Below are 16,631 nucleotides of genomic sequence, written 5' to 3' on the forward strand. Positions count from 1 at the left end.
TCAGGCCGACTTCAGAGCGTTCTGAAGTGTGGTCAGGGCGTCCTTCGCCGAGACCTTGCCTCCGAGAATCGACTGCGTGAAGTTGCTCATAGCAGGGGTTCCGTCGGCGACGGTGACACCCGCGAACAGGGCGTCGCCACCCGGCGAGGCCCACGTCTTCGAGATGGGCTGCCATTCCTTGATGACCTTGACCGCATTGGCGTTCGCCTTGAACTCCGCGGTGTCGGCGATCGACTGGAGAACGGGCAGGCCGACACCGGTGTTCTTGGTCCAGAGCGGCGCCATGTTCTTGTAGTAGTACGTGAGGAACGCCTCCGAGCCCTTCTGGCTGGGGGTGTTCGTGTACATCATGATGTTGTTCGGGAAGTACAGCGCGCCCTTGCCGCCGTTCTGGCCGACGAGCGGGGTGCCCACGACGAGGTCGGTCTGGAAGTCGCCGCCGACGTTCTGGTTGAGCGCGGCGCCGTCGAAGCCCATGCCGAACTTCTTGGCCTTCCACTGCGCCTGGACGTTGGCGCTCGTGTAGGTCGCGGCCGCCGGGTCGGTGTAGCCGTTCTTCACGAGCTCGAGCATGAACTCCATCGCCTCGATGTTGTTCTGCGTGACCACGTTGGGCTTCTGGTTCTCGTCGAAGAGGCCTCCGCCGTTGTTGATCATGTGGCTGACCATCGTGTGCGAACCGGTGAAGTTTCCGGCGCCCGAGCCCTGGCCCCAGCCGTAGACGCCGATCGCCTTGAGCTTCTTGCAGGCGTCGATGTAGCTCTGCCAGTCGGTGGGCGCCTCGTCGATGCCGGCCTTCTCGAAGAGCGACTTGCTGTACCAGAGCACGCGCATGTCGAGGTTGTACGGAACGGCCGCGTAGCCCTTGTCGGTCTTCATCGTGTCGATGAGGCCGGGCAGGAAGTCGTCGTAGAGGCCGTTGGACTTCCACGAGTCGATGAGGTCGTCGGCGTAGGCGATCTTGCCCTGTGCGGCGTACTGGAAGGCCTGCGTTCCACCGCCGGAGGAGACAGCGGGGCCGGTGTTCGACGAGACAGCCGAAGCGAACGTCTGCGTGAAGTTGGCCCACTGGATGACCTGGTAGGTGGCGGCCCCGTTCGAGCCGGAAGGCTTGTAGCCCGTCGTGATGGTCTTGTCGAGCGTGTTGAAGGTCGTGTTGCCCCAGGGCATGTTCCAGAACTTGATGGTCTTGGAGCTGGTGCCGCCGCTTCCGCCCCCGGAGGAGCAGGCCGCGAGCACTGCGATCGAGGCGACGCCCGCTGCCCCGCCGAGGAATGCCCTACGGCTGAATGCGGAGCTGGTGATTTGGGTTGGCATGGTCAGTGTCCTTTCGCCGGCTGCGTTGCCTGGCGGTTCGTCGTTGAACGGATAAAACTTTCGAAGCCCCGCTGCTGTGTTTCAGTGGTTTGTGGCCTCTTGCAACCAATTGCTGGAGTCATCTTGACCCCTCTGGTTCGCTAAGTCAACGCACGATCGCCTGTTTTCCGGCGTTCGATGTCGACTCGTGATCTCCCCCTCGTCTTTCGAAAGTTGTGCGGATCGAACGAAACTTTCGCTTCGGTGAAGAGAAAACATCGCGAGGGAAAGCGGGCGGAAGGATGCACCATCGGAGAGGTCATCCTTGACCGAGTCACACATTAGGTGGACTTCTGTCGAGCGTCAAGCAAAAGACGAACGATTCTCGACGCCTTTGGTCACGAATCGATCACCGGGGTGGACGCCTGTGGTTTACTCCTCCTATGTCAGACGCGATGCGCACGTCTGTCCTCGGATCGACAGGGGCGGGCGACCTCTTCCAGCTGCTCCGCGACGGCCGTCCACGCACCCGCGCCGAGCTCGCCGCGGTGACCGGCCTCGCCCGTTCGACGATCGGCCTGCGCCTCGACGCGCTCACCTCCCTCGGCCTGATCGGGCCCGTCGCCGACGCCGCATCGACGGGTGGCCGACCGCCGTCGCGCATCGCCCTCAAGCCCTCCTCGCGCGTCGTGCTCGCCGCCGACCTCGGGGCCAGCCACGCGCACGTCGCCCTCGCCGACCTCATGGGCGGCGAGCTCGCCAGCCACACCGAGCGGCTCGAGATCAGCCTCGGCCCGGAGGTCGTCCTCGGCTGGATGGTCGAGCACGCCGATCGTCTTCTCGCCGAGCTGGGCAAGTCGCGGGCCGACCTCATCGCGGCAGGGATCGGCCTCCCCGGCCCTGTCGAGTTCTCGACCGGGCGGCCGGTGAACCCGCCGATCATGCCCGGCTGGGACGCCTTCGACGTTCCCGGCTGGGTGCATCGCCACATGCCGATTCCCGTGTACGTCGACAACGACGTCAACATCATGGCGCTCGGCGAGCGAACCCACTCCTGGCCCGAGGTCGATCACCTGTTCTTCCTCAAGGTCGCCACCGGCATCGGCTCGGGCATCATCTCGAGCGGCCAGCTGCAGCGCGGTGCCCAGGGCAGCGCCGGCGACATCGGGCACATCCCGGTGTCCCGCGGCGCCGGCATCCAGTGCCGGTGCGGCAACACGGGCTGCCTCGAGGCGATCGCCTCCGGTCCGGCGATCGCCGCCTCCCTCCGCCGCCAGGGCCGCGACGTCGCAACCGGCGACGACGTGGTCGAGCTGGTCCGTCGCGGCGACCTCGACGCCGTGCGTGCCGTCCGCCAAGCGGGCCGCGACATCGGCGAGGTGCTCACGACCTGCGTCAGCCTCATCAACCCGTCGGTGATCGCGCTCGGCGGCTCGATGTCGGAGGCCGGCGAGCATCTCCTGGCCGGCGTCCGCGAGGTCGTCTACTCGCGGTCGATGCCGCTCGCCACCGAGCACCTCCAGATCGTGCAGTCGCGAGCCGCCGACGACGCGGCCATCCTCGGCGCGAGCATGCTCGCCATCCACTTCGCGCTGGCGCCGGAGGCGCTCGACGCTCTGGCTGCCGCCGCTTCCTCCTCCGCTCAGTAATCTCGAGGAGAATTCCGCGCCGGCGGGCACCGATCGCTCCAAAACACCCGCCGCACGGCGCTATCTCCTCGAATTTCGAAGGAGAATGGGGGGATGACCCTCGTCCAGCCGATGCTCGCCCTCTGGGACGACGACGCGGACGACGCCAAGCGCCACCACGAGGCGCGGGTGCTCGCCGATTCGACCGATCGCGTCGCCTGGCTCCGCGCCCGCTCGCGCGGCATCACGGCGACCGACGTGGCGCGTCTCTCGGGCCCCGCCGCCATCCGCGGCGTGGTCACCGAGAAGCTCTTCGGCTCGGGCTTCACCGGCAACCAGTTCACCGACCACGGCCGCGCGCGCGAACCCGTCATCGCCCGCTGGGTCCAGCGCAACCACGCGATCCTGCCGTCGAGCAGACTGTTCCACGCCTACGGCCAGCCGCTCCACCTGGCGACACCCGACGGGGTCGCCGAGCGCGGCAACGGCGACGTCGTCCTCTGCGAGATCAAGACCACGTCGAAGGCCTGGACGTCGATCCCCCGGTCGTACCTCCGCCAGGTCTGGTGGCAGCAGTACGTGCTCGGAGCCGAGCGCACCCTCGTCGTCTGGGAGCAGCACGACGACTTCGTGCCGATCCCGGGGCCGCCGAGGTGCGAGTGGGTCGAGCGCGACGAGAGCCAGATCCATCAGCTGGTCGGGCTCGCAGACATGGTGATCGAGGCGCTCCGCGAGACGGTCCGCTAGAGCCGCCCTCTTCAGGGGCCGCAGCCTTCTACGGAGCACCGACCCGCAGGATCCGGTACCGGCTCAGCCAGATCACCAGGGCGCTCATCCCGCCGATGAACGCGGCGATGCCGACGCAGTACAGCAGCACGACCGGCCAGCCGAGCGTGGCGGTGTTCAGGAACGGATAGGGCACGAAGCTCTGCCCGCGGAGCAGCACGACGATCAGCCACACCAGCGGGTAGATCAGGAAGACCCCGAGGCGCTTCCAGGCGATCGGCCGTCGGTCGCCGACGAAGATCCAGTCGAGCACCGCGATCAGCGGGATCCAGCGGTGCACGATGTCGTTCGACCACGCGACCGTGAAGTCGGACGGCGGCACGTTCAGCAGGAGGGTGTTGTAGACCAGGCCAGTCGTGGCGATGTACGTCGCGGTGGCGCCACGCGCGATGAGCAGCCACTCGGGGTCTGCGCGCCCGCGTGCGAGCCACACGGCCCCGAGCACGAGCGTCACCATCACGAACAGGTTGCTCTGGATCGTGAAGTAGCCGAAGAAGTTCGGGATCGCGAACACCGGCGAACTCACTGAGCTGGCCAGCTGCGCGAGCACCGCGATCAGGATGGCGAGGGCGGCAGCGATGCGCACGACGACGACGGTGGTCTTCACCCCGCGAGCGTATCCATAGTTTCCGCATCCTTGACACTCCCGAAACACATCCGACTCATCGCCCCCGTTTACTGAGAGCACGCCAAGCGCCTGACCCGACAGCCGCTCCACCCACCAAGGAAGGCTCTCGATGACGACGACGACCGAAGGGGCCGTGATGACCCACACCATGCGGGCCATAGTGATCACGGAGAACGGCGGACCGGATGTCCTGACGCCGACGACGATCCCGACGCCGGGACGACAGGGGTCCGAGGTGCTCATCCGAGTCCTCGCCGCCGGCGTCAACCCGTTCGACGCGGAGGCCCGCACGGGCCTTGCCGGAACCTGCGGCTCGCCCGAGCTCCCGGCTGTCCTCGGCTGCGACTTCAGCGGAGTCGTCGTGGAGAGCCCCTACCAGGCCCACCCGCTCAAGCCCGGGCACGAGGTCTACGGCGTCGCCTCGGTGCCCCGCTCCCCCGGCAGCTACGCCGAGTACGTCAGCGTGCCCGCGCTGCAGGTCAGCCGCAAGCCCAAGAACCTCTCGCACGTCGAGGCGGCGGCGGTTCCGCTGGCGGCTCTGACCGCCTGGGGGCTCGTCGTCGACGTCGCCAAGGCGCACGAGGGCCAGCGGATCCTCATCCACGCCGGAGCGGGAGGCGTCGGCCACTTCGCCGTGCAGTTCGCCGCCTACTTCGGCGCCCACGTCATCACCACGACGTCGCCGCGCAACGCGTCCTGGCTCACCGAGCTCGGCGCCCAGCAGGTCGTCGACCACACGACGAGCCTCTTCGAAGACGAGGTCGCGCTCGTCGACGTGTGCATCAACCTGGTCGACGACGACGCGGTCGCCGAACGGTCGATCGGAGTAGTCCGCCCCGGCGGCCTTCTCGTGCACGTGCCGGTCAACCCGGTCGACGGCCTCGCCGAGCGCGCCGACGCCGCCGGGGTCCGCTTCACCGACTACGCGATGTCCCCCGACGCCACCTGCCTCGCCATCATCGCCCGCCTGCTCGACTCGGGCGACGTCACGGTCTACGTCGACGACGTGTACGACCTCGACGACGTCGCCGACGCCCACCGGCTGCTCGAGCAGAACCACACGCGCGGCAAGCTGGTGCTGAAGGTCGCCGACGAGTAGGGGGCGCAGGAACTCGGGTCTGCCGCGCTGGGCGCGAGTTCCTGCGTCTCGATCGCGGCCCGGGGTACGACGAAGGGCCCGCGTCCGAAGACGCGGGCCCTTCTCATGCAGTTCTAGAACTGATTACCGAGTTCTAGAACTGGTTACCGAGTTCTAGAACTGGTTACCGAGTTCTAGAACTGGTTGATGTCGAGGGGGATGCCAGGACCGAAGGTGGTCGAGACGGTGCCCTTGGTGATGTAGCGGCCCTTCGACGAGGACGGCTTGAGACGGACGACCTCGTCGAGGGCGGTCTCGAGGTTGGCCCCGAGCTGCTCCTCGGTGAAGCCGGCCTTGCCGATCACGAAGTGGACGTTGGAGTGCTTGTCGACGCGGAACTCGATCTTGCCGCCCTTGATGTCGTTCACGGCCTGAGCGACGTTCGGGGTGACAGTGCCGGTCTTGGGGTTCGGCATGAGGCCGCGCGGGCCGAGGACCTTGCCCAGACGACCGACCTTGCCCATGAGCTCGGGGGTCGAGACGGCGGAGTCGAACGACGTGTAGCCGCCGGCGACCTTCTCGATGAGCTCGTCGCCACCGACCTCGTCGGCACCCGCGGCGATAGCGGCCTCAGCGGCAGCACCGGTCGCGAACACGATGACACGGGCGGTCTTGCCGGTGCCGTGCGGGAGGATGACGGTGCCGCGCACCATCTGGTCGGCCTTGCGGGGGTCGACGCCGAGCTTCAGCGCGACCTCGACGGTCGAGTCGAACTTCTTGGAGCCGGTCTCGCGAGCGACGGCGACGGCCTCGGTCGGAGTGTAGAACTTGCCTGCCTCGATCTTCTCGGCAGCGGCGCGGTACGCCTTGGACTTCTGAGCCATGTGAAATCTCCTGATTTCGAGGGCGTGGTTACGAGCCTGGCCGGCTCTCCCACTGGATGTCTAGAGGGGTGGGAGGACGCTTACGCGTCGACCGTGATGCCCATGGAACGAGCGGTGCCGGCGATGATCTTGGCCGCGGCCTCGATGTCGTTGGCGTTCAGGTCGGACTGCTTGGTCGTGGCGATCTCGCGGACCTGGTCCATCGTCAGCTTGCCCACCTTGACGGTGTGCGGCGTCGCAGAGCCCTTGGCGAGACCGGCGGCCTTCTTGATGAGCTCGGCGGCCGGGGGCGTCTTGAGGATGAACGTGAACGAACGGTCTTCGTACACGGTGATCTCGACGGGAACGACGTTGCCGCGCTGCGACTCGGTCGCGGCGTTGTACGCCTTGCAGAACTCCATGATGTTCACGCCGTGCTGACCCAGAGCCGGGCCGATGGGCGGGGCGGGGTTCGCGGCGCCGGCGTTGATCTGAAGCTTGATCAGACCCGTGACCTTCTTTTTCGGTGCCATGTGTTTCTTCCTTCTTGTGGGTTCGAGCTCGTTGCGGTTGCAACGTGCTCTCCCGGAATGCCGTGCGGCACGATCCGGTGGTCTAAAAAATGGGGGCTACAGCTTGGTGACCTGGTCGAAGCTGAGCTCGACCGGCGTCTCGCGCTCGAACAGCGAAACGAGCACGGTGAGCTTACCCGATTCGGGCTTGATCTCGTTGATCGTGCCCGGAAGACCCGCGAACGAGCCCTCCTTGATGGTGATCGTCTCGCCGATCTCGAAGTCGACCTCGGCGGGGATGACGCGCTGCGCCGCCTTGCCGCCGCCCGACTTGCCCTTGGCGGCCGGTGCGGCCTCCTGCACCTGGACGAGGCTCTTCAGCATGTTGAAGGCCTCTTCGAAGCGCAGCGGCGTCGGGTTGTGGGCGTTGCCCACGAACCCGGTGACGCCCGGGGTGTGGCGGACGACCGACCAGGAGTCTTCATTGAGGTCCATGCGGACGAGCACGTAGCCGGGGATGCGGACGCGGGTGACGAGCTTGCGCTGCCCGTTCTTGATCTCGACGACGTCTTCCATCGGGACCTCCACCTGGTAGATGAAGTCCTCCATGGTCATCGAGACCATGCGGTTCTCGATGTTCTGCTTCACGCGGCGCTCGAAGCCCGCGTACGAGTGGATGACGTACCACTTTCCGGGCTTGCCGCGCAGGTCGTAGCGGAAGGCCTCGTACGGGTCGACCTCGGCCTCGTCGGCTTCTTCAGCCGCCTCGGCCTCGTCTCCGTCGAGCTCCTCCTCGTCTTCGGTCGCCTCGAGGGCTGCCTCGGCCTCGTCGGCGCTGTCGATGTCGAGAGCGTCGTCGACGACGGCGTCGGCCTGTTCGTCTTTCGCGGCGTCGAGCGTGTCGAGAAGCTCGTCGAGACCGGTCGTGTCGGACTGGTCGTCGCCTTCGACGTGAAGCGCCTCGTGCTCGGCGGAGTCGACGCTGTCTTCGTCAGCGGTCTGCGTCGAGCCCTCCTGGGCCTCTTCGACCTCGGAGGACTGCTCGGCGGCAGTAGCGAGGTCGATGTCGTCGCGCTCGTTCTTCGGCAAGGGTTCTTCTTCCGTTGGATGGTTCGGGTCGTCGTCGGGATGCTGGACGCCCGGATCGGGATTGTCGTGGGTCTGGACGGGGTGGGCTTCGACAGCTCGCTACCGGCGTCCAGACTGCGAGTTGCGGCTGGAGGCGGCCCGAGCGGCCTCGAGATGCCGCCGACGGGCTGCGCCGACTGCGCTCTAGCCGGCACTGACTCCGTTGCCGAAGACGTACTGGACCGCGAAGCCGAAGAGCGTGTCGAGACCGAACACGAGCGCCATCATGATCACGACGAACACCAGCACGACCAGCGTGAAGCTGACCAGCTCTTTGCGGGTCGGAGTGACGACCTTCTTGAGCTCGTTGATGACCTGGCGCAAGAACAGCATGATGCGCGCGAAACGACCGCGACGCGCAGCCCCATCGGCCTTCGCAATCGCGACGACGTCCTCATCGGGAACGTCTACGTCTTTTCTCGCCACTTGGTTCGTGCCTTTCGAAGCGTCTGCCCGCCCCGGCCCCGAGCCGAGCGAGGTGCTGCTCGGCCGTCAGCCTGGATCAGGCGTGTCGTCCAGCCCGTGCGTCTGCACGGACAGGGCTGCAGGGCGGACAGGACTTGAACCTGCAACCTGCGGTTTTGGAGACCGCTGCTCTACCAATTGAGCCACCGCCCTTTGGATACCGGAATCCGCTCCCCCGCCGCGACCCCCCTGAAGGCGCCGCCCCGTTGCTCAGATTTTCGCCTGGACGATGGGCATGGAAAAGCTTGGTGGATTCCACCACCGCAGACAAGTGTAGGCGACGCCTCGGGGCAAGTAAAGTTGAGACCCTCCGGCGGCATGTCGCCGGGTAGGGTTGGGGCCGTGAACAGGACCGACGCTGCCAGCACCGACACGACCATCAAGCCCCGACTCGCCTCGCGCATCGCCGCGATCGCCGAGTCCGCGACGTTGAAGGTCGATTCGAAGGCCAAGGCGCTCCAGGCCGAGGGCAAGCACGTCATCAGCTACGCCGCCGGCGAGCCCAACTTCGCGACGCCCGACCACATCGTCGAGGCCGCCGTCGTCGCCGCCCGCGACCCCAGGAACCACCGCTACACGCCGGCCGCAGGCCTCCCCGACCTGCGCGAGGCGATCGCCGCGAAGACGCTGCGCGACAGCGGCACGGCCGTGACCGCATCGCAGGTCATCGTCACCAACGGCGGCAAGCAGGCCGTCTACCAGTCGTTCGCCGCCATCGTCGACGACGGCGACGAGGTCATCCTGCCCACCCCGTACTGGACCACCTACCCCGAGGCCGTGAAGCTCGCCGGCGGCGTGCCCGTCGAGGTCTTCGCCGGTGCCGACCAGGACTACCTCGTCACCGTCGAGCAGCTCGAGTCGGCCCGCACCTCGCGCACCAAGGTGCTGCTGTTCGTGTCGCCGTCCAACCCGACCGGTGCCGTCTACTCGGCCGAGCAGACTCGCGCCATCGGCGAGTGGGCTCTCGAGCACGGCATCTGGGTCATCACCGACGAGATCTACCAGAACCTCGTCTACGACGGCGTCAAGGCCGTGTCCATCACCGAGGCGGTCCCCGAGCTCGCCGACACGACGATCCTCGTCAACGGCGTCGCGAAGACCTACGCGATGACCGGCTGGCGCGTCGGGTGGATGGTCGCGCCTGCCGATGTGGCCAAGGCGGCATCGAACCTCCAGTCGCACCTCTCGTCGAACGTGTCGAACGTCTCCCAGCGTGCGGCCATCGCGGCCCTGACCGGCTCGCAGGACTCCGTCGAGACGATGCGCCAGGCCTTCGACGTGCGTCGCAAGACCATCGTCGCCGAGCTGAACGCGATCGACGGCATCGTCACGCCGACCCCCGAGGGCGCGTTCTACGTCTACCCCGACGTGTCGGGCCTGCTCGGCCGCACCTGGGGCGGCGTCACGCCGACCACGTCGCTCGAGCTCGCCGATCTGATCCTCGACCAGGCCGAGGTAGCGACCGTGCCCGGTGAGGCGTTCGGCCCCAGCGGCTACCTCCGCCTCTCGTACGCGCTCGGCGACGACGCCCTCCTCGAGGGCGTGCGCCGCCTGCAGCAGCTCTTCGCCTGAGCCCGGGCGCGCTGGCTAGAGGACCAGGCCGAGGAGCACCGGCTCGGGGTGCAGCACGACGCCGAACTCGGCCGCGACCCGCGACTGCACGAAGCGGGCCAGCTCGGCCACGTCGTCGGCTGTCGCACTCCCGCGGTTCGTGATGGCGAGGGTGTGCTTCGACGAGATCGCGGCGCCGGAGCCCGGCAGGCGGAAGCCGCGAGCGACTCCGGAGTGCTCGATGAGCCAGGCGGCGCTGAGCTTCACGCGGCCGGGCTCGGACGGGTGCGGCGGCGCCGGCGTCTCGCCGAGCGGGACGGCCTGGGCGCGGGGTTCCTGCGCGCTGGTCTCCCACCGGGGCGCGTCGGTGGGGAGGGAGTCGAGCACAGCGCGCTCGACGATCGGGTTGGTGAAGAACGAGCCGCTCGAGAAGGTGTCGCGATCGGCGGCGTCGAGCACCATGCCCTTGGAGGCGCGGAGCTCGAGCACCCGCGCCCGGACGTCGGCCACGGGCACGCGCGCGCCCAGGTCGACGCCGAGGGCGCCCGCGAGCTGGGGGAAGGCGATGGGCTGCGATGTTCCTGCCCCGTCGATCAAGGCGAACTCGACGGCCGTGATGACGCCCACGCGACCGGTCTTGAAGACGCTGGTGCGGTAGTCGAGACCCATGTTGGCTTTGGGGATGCGCAGGAACTCGCCGCTCTCGGCGTCTAAGAAGTCGACGCTGATCAGGCTGTCGCCGACCTCCTGCCCGTAGGCCCCGATGTTCTGCACCGGTGCGGCGCCGGTCGACCCCGGGATGCCGCTGAGCGCCTCCATGCCCGACCAGCCGTGGGCGACGGTGAGGGCGACGAGGTCGTCCCACGGCTCGCCGGCCTGCACCCGAAGCCGCACGGCCCCGGATTCGGCGGGCAGGAACTCCACGCCCCGCGTCGCGACCCGCACCACCGTGCCGGCGAAGCCCTCGTCGCTCGCCACGAGGTTGGAGCCGCCGCCGAGCACGAACCACGGGTCGCCGCCCGCGATCGCCTCGCGGACCGCCGCCAGCAGCTCGTCGGAGGTCGTCGCCTCGACGAGGCGCTCGGGCGTGCCGCCGACGCCCATCGTGGTGAGGTCGGCCAGTGACACCGTGCCGGGAGACGTCACGCCCAGGCCACTCGCACCTGGGCCTTGCCCAGGACGGTCTCGCCGCCGAACGTGACCGTGAGGTCGACGCGCGCGGTCTTGGCGTCGGCGTCGAGCTGGCCGACCTTCGCGACGACGGTGACATCGGCGCCGGTCTCGGGGTCGACGAGCACGGGTCGCGTGAAGCGCACCTGGTAGTCGGTGACCCACGCGCCGATGCCGGGCCCGTCAGCGCTCTCGAGCCAGGCGACGACCGGCTGCACGGCTGTGCCCATGGTGAGCATGCCGTGGGCGAGCACGCCCGGCAGCCCGACCGAGGCGGCGACGTCGTCGCGGTAGTGGATCGGGTTGAAGTCGCCGGAGGCCCCGGCGTAGCGCACGAGGGAGTCGCGGGTGAGCGTGTACGTCTTCTCGGCCACGACCTGGCCGACTTCGAGGGCGCTCACTCGTCGCCTCGCACGACGAGGGTCGAGATGGCGGTGACGACGTGGTCGCCCGCCCCGTCGACCATGACCGACTCGGCGGTGACCATCGAGTGGCCGCCCAGCGACTTCACGCTCGCGACCGTCAACGTGGCGGTGAGCTCGTCGCCGGCGACGATCGGGCGCGTGTAGGCGAAGCGCTGGTCGCCGTGGACCACGCGCGAGAAGTCGATGCCGGCGTCGGGCTCGGAGAGCAGCTGCTGGAGCGTGTGCTCCTGCACGACGATCGCGAACGTCGGGGGCGCCACGACGTCGGCGAACCCGGCCGCACGGGCCGCTTCGGGGTCGAGGGCGAGAGAGCTGGTCGACGAGGTGGCGCGGGCGAACTCGCGCACCTTCTCTCGCCCGACGAGATACGGACTCACGGACGGAAAGGACCGCCCTTGCAGTTCAGGGTTCACAGGCACGGCGACAAGTCTACGGGCGGCCTCCGACGCCGCCGGGAGCGAGTTGCGACTGCCCCCTTTCCGGCGGGGATATCGCGGCGTATAGTCCGTGTCACGTCTGGGATGGTAACTCGACGTACGTGCCCCGTTCTGACGGCACCGCAGCGCTCGGTACTGATCCACCACGGACTCCGGAGTGAGTCCACGGTGCTGCGAGGCCGTCCGGCGCACAGGGTGTGCCCCGCCGGGCTACTCGGCGGGGCACGCTTCATGACGTCGGTGCCGCGGGCGTCCCCTAGGCTGGGGCGATGCTCAGCCGGGCGAGGCAACTCGCGCTCTCGTCGCACCCCGGCCCCACGCTGGCCGTCACGGCGCTGGCGGCGCTGCTCGCGACGAGCCTCGGCTTCGCCCCGGCGCGGATCGCCGTGCTGGCCGTCGCGATCCTGCTGGGCCAGCTCTCGATCGGGTTCTCGAACGACTGGATCGACGCGCCGCGCGATGCCGCCAGCGGCCGGACCGACAAGCCGGTGGCGCAGGGGCTGATCCCCCGGGCGACGGTGTTCCGCGCGGCCGTCTCGACGGCGGTGATCGGCATGGCGGTGTCGATCGCGCTGGGACCGGGTGCTGCCGCCTGCCACTTCGTACTCGTCGCCGCCGGCTGGGCCTACAACGCCGGACTCAAGCGCACGCCCGTCTCGGTGCTCCCGTTCGTCGTGGCGTTCGGCCTGCTGCCGAGCGTCGTCACCCTCTCGGCGCAGGAGGGCACGCCCGCCGCACCCTGGGCGACGGCCGTCGGCGCGATCTTCGGCGTCGCCATCCACTTCACGAACGTGCTGCCCGACCTGGCCGACGACGCGGCCACGGGCGTTCGCGGTCTGCCGCACCGGCTCGGGGCGCGCACCTCCGGTCTGGTGGCGTTCGGCGCCCTCGTGCTGTCGTCCGTGATCGTGGTCGCAGGAACTCGGGCTTCCGCGGCCTCCCTCGTCGGCCTGGTCGTCGCCGTGGGCATCGCGGCGTGGGGCACGAGGCTGCTCGTCACCCGGCCGCCCGATCGCGTGCTGTTCCGGCTGGTCATCGCGGCCGCGGTCGTGCTCGCCGCCGAGCTGATCGCCGGCGGGGCCCACCTGGCCGGCTAGGTCCAGGCCATCGAGTAGGCGCGCGCCAGCGTGCGCCGGGCGGGTGTCGCCAGCACGGCGCTCAACGCCGTGTCGCGCACGACGCGTCGGGCCGCGCCCACGGGCCTGCCCAGCGCCATGTTCGCCTCCGCCTGCCCGGCCGCGCGCCGCGCGGCCCCGAGCCGCCGCGCCCCCCAGGCCGTGAGCGCACCCTCATCGACGGCGCCCTTCGCGACGGCCGCGACGATCAGCGGCGCGAGCTCGAGCGCGTCGAGCCAGCCCAGGTTCATGCCCTGGCCGCCGATGGGGCTGATCTCGTGCGCCGCGTCGCCCACCAGGGCGAGCCGGCCGCGCACCGTCCTGTCTGCGATGCGCCGCCGTGCCACGAAGCCGCTGAGCATCGTGTTCGTCGCGGGATCGACCGGCGACCCGGTGCGCTCGGAGACGAGGCGCGCGACGTCCTCCGCCGTCGCATCCTGCAGCCGGGTGCCGGTGTGCACGACGAAGCGACGGGCGCCGCCCGGGAGCGGGAACGACTCGACGACGCCGTCGCCCTCCAGGTGGACGACGGCGTCGTCGCCCGACCCGGTGTCGTCGCGGAAGTCGCCCATGACGTACGGGTCGGGGTAGCTGCGCAGGGCCGCGGCGACGCCGAGGTGGCCCCGCACCGTGCTCCGCGGGCCGTCGGCCCCGACGACGAAGCGGGCCACCTCGGACGACTCGACGCCCGACGCCCGCGCGACGAGCCGCACGCGCGACGGGTCGGCGTCGTCCACGGCCACGAGCTCGACCCCGCGCTGGAGCGCCCCGGGCGCGAGCTCGGCCAGCCGCGCCTCGAGCATCGCCTCGGTGCGGAGCTGCGGAAGCGCGGCGACGAAGTCGAAACGGGGGTGGACGCCCGCGAACGGGACGACGCCGAGGGTGCGGCGGCCGCTGCGGGCGATGCCGCGACGGACGCGCACGGCCTCGGCGGCGACGGCGTCGGCCACCCCGACCCGGTCGAAGGCGGCCAGAGACGGCGGGTGGATGCCGATGGCCCGCGACGACGCCCCCGGGGCCTCGCGGCGCTCCCACACGGCGACGTCGAGCCCGCGTTCGGCGAGCAGCGCCCCGAGGAAGAGCCCCACGGGCCCGCCGCCCACGACGACGACGTCACGCACGGGGCGGACCGGGTGGCGCGAACGACAGGAGCAGGCGCCAGGGGCGATGGCGGGTGACGGTCCAGGCGGCGGGGGTGGCGGCGGCGAGTTCCGGCGCCCGGTAGCTCCGTCGGATGGAGAGGAGGCCGTCGGGGTGGATGAACGAGCCTCGGAAGGTGCCGACGGTGGCGGCCCAGTAGGCGGCGTAGGCGAGGGCGCTGCGGCGGATGTCGTTGTGGACGACCAGGCGTGTGGCGAGACGCTCGCTGTCGCCGAGCACCTCGGCGAGCGCCGCGGGGTCGAGGTGATGGAGCACGTGGTTCGAGACCACGACGTCGAACCGGCGCCCGTCTGCCACCAGGTCCCCGCTCGACGCGCACTCGAAGTGGACGCCCTCCGAGCCGGGGCGCGACGAGGCGTAGCGGAACGCGCGCGGATCGGGATCGATCGCCGTGACCTCGAGGTCGAGGCCGTCGCTCCGCGCCCATGCCGCGAGGGCCCGCGACACGTCGCCGCCGCCCGACCCGAGGTCGAGGACGGTCAGGGTTCCCGGCACCACCTGCGCCAGCGGGCGGATGCGGGTCGTGTACACCGACCGCCAGCCCGCGACGAGGCGGTTCACGAGCGCGAAGTGGCCGTACGTGCGGTCGAGCGCGAGCGGGTCGCAGTCGGGGTCGTCCATCAGCTCCGCGGCCGCCGTCTCGCGCACGGCGAGCGGCATCACGATCCCGCGCGCAGGGTGAGGAGCGCCGTCTCGACCGTGAGCCCGGGGCCGAACGCGACGGCGGCCACGCGCCCGGGCGCCGACGGGGCCAGGGCCGTCGGACGAGGGGCGGGCTCGCCGAGGGCGGAGGCGCCGACGGAGGACGTCGTGGTGGCGAGGGCGAGTTCCTGCGCCCGGTGCCCGTCGCCCTGCTCGTGCAGCAGGTCGCTCAGGATGAACAGCACGGACGCGCTGGACATGTTGCCGAACTCGCGGAGCACCCGGCGCGACGGGGCGAGCAGCTCGTCGTCGAGGCCCAGGGCCGACTGGACGCGGTCGAGGATGCTGCGTCCGCCCGGGTGGACCGCCCACGCGTCGACATCGCCGACCGCCAGCCCGGCGCCGGCCAGCAGAGGCTCGAAGGCGGCGCCGATGTTGCGCTCGACGATCTTGGGCACGTACGACGAGAGCACCATGTCGAAGCCGTGGTCGCCGATGGTCCAGGCCATCTCGCCCGCGCCCTCGGGCACGATCGTCGACTCGAAGGCGTCGAGGTCGAGCTGCGGGCCGGATCCGCCCTGCGCCGTCACGACGGCCGCCGCAGCGCCGTCGCCGAAGACCGAGGCGGCGACGATCGCGTCGGGATCGTCGACCACGTGCAGGTGCAGCGAGCACAGCTCGACCGACACCACGAGCACCACGGCCGACGGGTCGGCCTCGCAGAACTGCGCCGCCATGCGCAGGGCCGGGAACGCCGCGTAGCAGCCCATGAACCCCAGGTGGAACCGCTGCGTCGAGGGTCTCAGCCCGAGCTCCCGCACCAGCACGTAGTCGGGGCCGGGCGCGTAGAAGCCGGTGCACGACACCGTCACCACGTGCGTCACGTCAGCCGCGTCGAGGCCCGGTGCACCCGCCAGCGCCTTGCGCGCCGCCTCGACGAGCAGCGGCTTCGAGTACAGGGCGTACGCGTCGTTGCGTGCGGCCGTGCCCGGGTCGGCGAGGCGCCGCGACGAAGCCTCATACAGCGCAGGAACGCGGGGCGGCGCGTCCGACCCGAGCTCCTCCAGCACGGAGTGGCGCGTCTCGATGGCCGACCCGTCGAAAGCCGCCGAGATCACGCGGCGGCCGAGCGGGCCGTACACCTCCTGCTCGTGGAGGAGGTCGCGGAGAGCGGCCTGCCCGACGATCGTCGCCGGCACAGCTGTCTCGATGGAGCGGATGGCGGCGGGCATGCGTCATGCTACTTCCGCCGTGGCGGCGGCGCTCAGGTGCGCGGCGTCCTGATCGGCCCTCTCGCGTACCCCGAAACGGCAACGACCACACCCGATGAGGTTGAATCGGCTTCAGAGACCGAGTCCGGCGGCAGAGCGCCGCACATGAGAGGTGGGTCCTGTGAAACGAATTCTCTATGCTGGCGGCTCGTTGGTGACGACAGACGGATTGGTCGACGCCGTCGTGGACTACGCCACCCGTCTCGGCCAACGCGGAGCGACGGACTCGCTTCAGATTCCCTCGATCAGTCCGGATGGGATCGTGGGCGAGTCGACGATCCTCATCGGGCCCAGCAGCGAGCTCATGGCCGAGCCTGCAGGCTACGACGACGCCGACATCGTCGACGGGCCCGCGATTGCGGACCTCCGGGCGAGGACCGCTGCCCTCGGCGACGTGAAAGCAGCTCCGCTCACCGAGCCCGGTCCGGGCTCCGGCGCCCAGGGCGGCATTCCGTTCGATGAATTCGACGAGTGA

Annotated in this window: 18 protein-coding genes and 1 tRNA gene; 6 read left to right on the forward strand and 13 right to left on the reverse strand. The window is 69.7% G+C overall.

Going from position 1 to position 16,631, the window contains the following annotated elements:
• On the reverse strand, positions 1–1,317 hold the full coding sequence (locus EDF46_RS16415) for an ABC transporter substrate-binding protein (protein ID WP_123507449.1): 1,317 nt from the start codon (positions 1,315–1,317) through the stop codon (positions 1–3).
• A 422-nt stretch (positions 1,318–1,739) separates the two neighbouring features.
• Between EDF46_RS16415 and EDF46_RS16420 the strand changes: the two genes are divergently transcribed.
• Complete coding sequence (locus EDF46_RS16420; protein WP_233580078.1) at positions 1,740–2,945, forward strand: ROK family transcriptional regulator; 1,206 nt, start codon at positions 1,740–1,742, stop codon at positions 2,943–2,945.
• Between the two features lie 111 nt (positions 2,946–3,056).
• Positions 3,057–3,671 carry a YqaJ viral recombinase family protein gene (locus EDF46_RS16425; RefSeq protein WP_199738312.1) on the forward strand — a complete coding sequence of 205 codons (615 nt, stop codon included), beginning with the start codon at positions 3,057–3,059 and terminating at the stop codon, positions 3,669–3,671.
• A 28-nt stretch (positions 3,672–3,699) separates the two neighbouring features.
• Here the strand turns inward: EDF46_RS16425 and EDF46_RS16430 are convergent, their stop codons facing one another.
• Positions 3,700–4,317, reverse strand: a complete 618-nt coding sequence (locus tag EDF46_RS16430; protein ID WP_123507455.1) for a Pr6Pr family membrane protein — start codon at positions 4,315–4,317, stop codon at positions 3,700–3,702.
• A 130-nt stretch (positions 4,318–4,447) separates the two neighbouring features.
• Between EDF46_RS16430 and EDF46_RS16435 the strand changes: the two genes are divergently transcribed.
• A complete protein-coding gene (locus EDF46_RS16435; RefSeq protein ID WP_233580079.1) occupies positions 4,448–5,437 on the forward strand; it encodes an NADP-dependent oxidoreductase in 990 nt (329 codons plus the stop codon).
• A 173-nt stretch (positions 5,438–5,610) separates the two neighbouring features.
• Here the strand turns inward: EDF46_RS16435 and rplA are convergent, their stop codons facing one another.
• The 5 genes from rplA to EDF46_RS16460 form a co-directional block, all read right to left on the reverse strand.
• Entirely contained in the window at positions 5,611–6,300 is a 690-nt protein-coding gene (gene rplA, locus EDF46_RS16440) for a 50S ribosomal protein L1 (protein ID WP_123507457.1), read from the reverse strand.
• A gap of 80 nt (positions 6,301–6,380) precedes the next feature.
• The gene (gene rplK / locus EDF46_RS16445) at positions 6,381–6,812 is read right to left on the reverse strand and encodes a 50S ribosomal protein L11 (protein WP_123507459.1); all 432 of its coding nucleotides are present in this window, start codon (positions 6,810–6,812) and stop codon (positions 6,381–6,383) included.
• A 96-nt stretch (positions 6,813–6,908) separates the two neighbouring features.
• Entirely contained in the window at positions 6,909–7,880 is a 972-nt protein-coding gene (gene nusG / locus EDF46_RS16450; protein WP_123507461.1) for a transcription termination/antitermination protein NusG, read from the reverse strand.
• 183 nt (positions 7,881–8,063) lie between these two features.
• Entirely contained in the window at positions 8,064–8,345 is a 282-nt protein-coding gene (gene secE / locus EDF46_RS16455) for a preprotein translocase subunit SecE (RefSeq protein ID WP_123507463.1), read from the reverse strand.
• A gap of 119 nt (positions 8,346–8,464) precedes the next feature.
• A tRNA-Trp gene (locus tag EDF46_RS16460) sits at positions 8,465–8,537 on the reverse strand.
• Between the two features lie 225 nt (positions 8,538–8,762).
• Between EDF46_RS16460 and EDF46_RS16465 the strand changes: the two genes are divergently transcribed.
• Positions 8,763–9,956 carry a pyridoxal phosphate-dependent aminotransferase gene (locus EDF46_RS16465; protein ID WP_370454130.1) on the forward strand — a complete coding sequence of 398 codons (1,194 nt, stop codon included), beginning with the start codon at positions 8,763–8,765 and terminating at the stop codon, positions 9,954–9,956.
• Between the two features lie 15 nt (positions 9,957–9,971).
• Here the strand turns inward: EDF46_RS16465 and EDF46_RS16470 are convergent, their stop codons facing one another.
• The 3 genes from EDF46_RS16470 to EDF46_RS16480 are packed head-to-tail and all read right to left on the reverse strand — an operon-like array spanning position 9,972 to position 11,949.
• The gene (locus tag EDF46_RS16470) at positions 9,972–11,081 is read right to left on the reverse strand and encodes a UDP-N-acetylmuramate dehydrogenase (protein ID WP_255410977.1); all 1,110 of its coding nucleotides are present in this window, start codon (positions 11,079–11,081) and stop codon (positions 9,972–9,974) included.
• Positions 11,078–11,506: a MaoC/PaaZ C-terminal domain-containing protein gene (locus EDF46_RS16475; RefSeq protein WP_123507467.1), complete on the reverse strand. Its 429-nt coding sequence runs from the start codon at positions 11,504–11,506 to the stop codon at positions 11,078–11,080. The genes EDF46_RS16470 and EDF46_RS16475 overlap by 4 nt, the downstream gene beginning before the upstream one ends.
• Positions 11,503–11,949, reverse strand: a complete 447-nt coding sequence (locus EDF46_RS16480) for a MaoC family dehydratase N-terminal domain-containing protein (RefSeq protein WP_123507469.1) — start codon at positions 11,947–11,949, stop codon at positions 11,503–11,505. The genes EDF46_RS16475 and EDF46_RS16480 overlap by 4 nt, the downstream gene beginning before the upstream one ends.
• A 287-nt stretch (positions 11,950–12,236) precedes the next feature.
• Here EDF46_RS16480 and EDF46_RS16485 point away from each other — a divergent pair, with 287 nt between their 5' ends.
• On the forward strand, positions 12,237–13,064 hold the full coding sequence (locus tag EDF46_RS16485) for a UbiA family prenyltransferase (protein ID WP_123507471.1): 828 nt from the start codon (positions 12,237–12,239) through the stop codon (positions 13,062–13,064).
• Here EDF46_RS16485 and EDF46_RS16490 read toward each other — a convergent pair.
• The 3 genes from EDF46_RS16490 to EDF46_RS16500 are packed head-to-tail and all read right to left on the reverse strand — an operon-like array spanning position 13,061 to position 16,117.
• Positions 13,061–14,203, reverse strand: a complete 1,143-nt coding sequence (locus EDF46_RS16490; protein ID WP_123507473.1) for an NAD(P)/FAD-dependent oxidoreductase — start codon at positions 14,201–14,203, stop codon at positions 13,061–13,063. The genes EDF46_RS16485 and EDF46_RS16490 overlap by 4 nt on opposite strands.
• Positions 14,196–14,903, reverse strand: a complete 708-nt coding sequence (locus tag EDF46_RS16495; RefSeq protein ID WP_123507475.1) for a class I SAM-dependent methyltransferase — start codon at positions 14,901–14,903, stop codon at positions 14,196–14,198. The genes EDF46_RS16490 and EDF46_RS16495 overlap by 8 nt, the downstream gene beginning before the upstream one ends.
• Positions 14,903–16,117 carry a type III polyketide synthase gene (locus EDF46_RS16500; protein ID WP_123507477.1) on the reverse strand — a complete coding sequence of 405 codons (1,215 nt, stop codon included), beginning with the start codon at positions 16,115–16,117 and terminating at the stop codon, positions 14,903–14,905. The genes EDF46_RS16495 and EDF46_RS16500 overlap by 1 nt, the downstream gene beginning before the upstream one ends.
• Positions 16,118–16,325: 208 nt before the next feature.
• Between EDF46_RS16500 and EDF46_RS16505 the strand changes: the two genes are divergently transcribed.
• Positions 16,326–16,631, forward strand: a complete 306-nt coding sequence (locus tag EDF46_RS16505) for a hypothetical protein (RefSeq protein WP_123507479.1) — start codon at positions 16,326–16,328, stop codon at positions 16,629–16,631.

This window comes from Frondihabitans sp. PhB188, from assembly GCF_003752365.1.
Lineage (GTDB): Bacteria > Actinomycetota > Actinomycetes > Actinomycetales > Microbacteriaceae > Frondihabitans.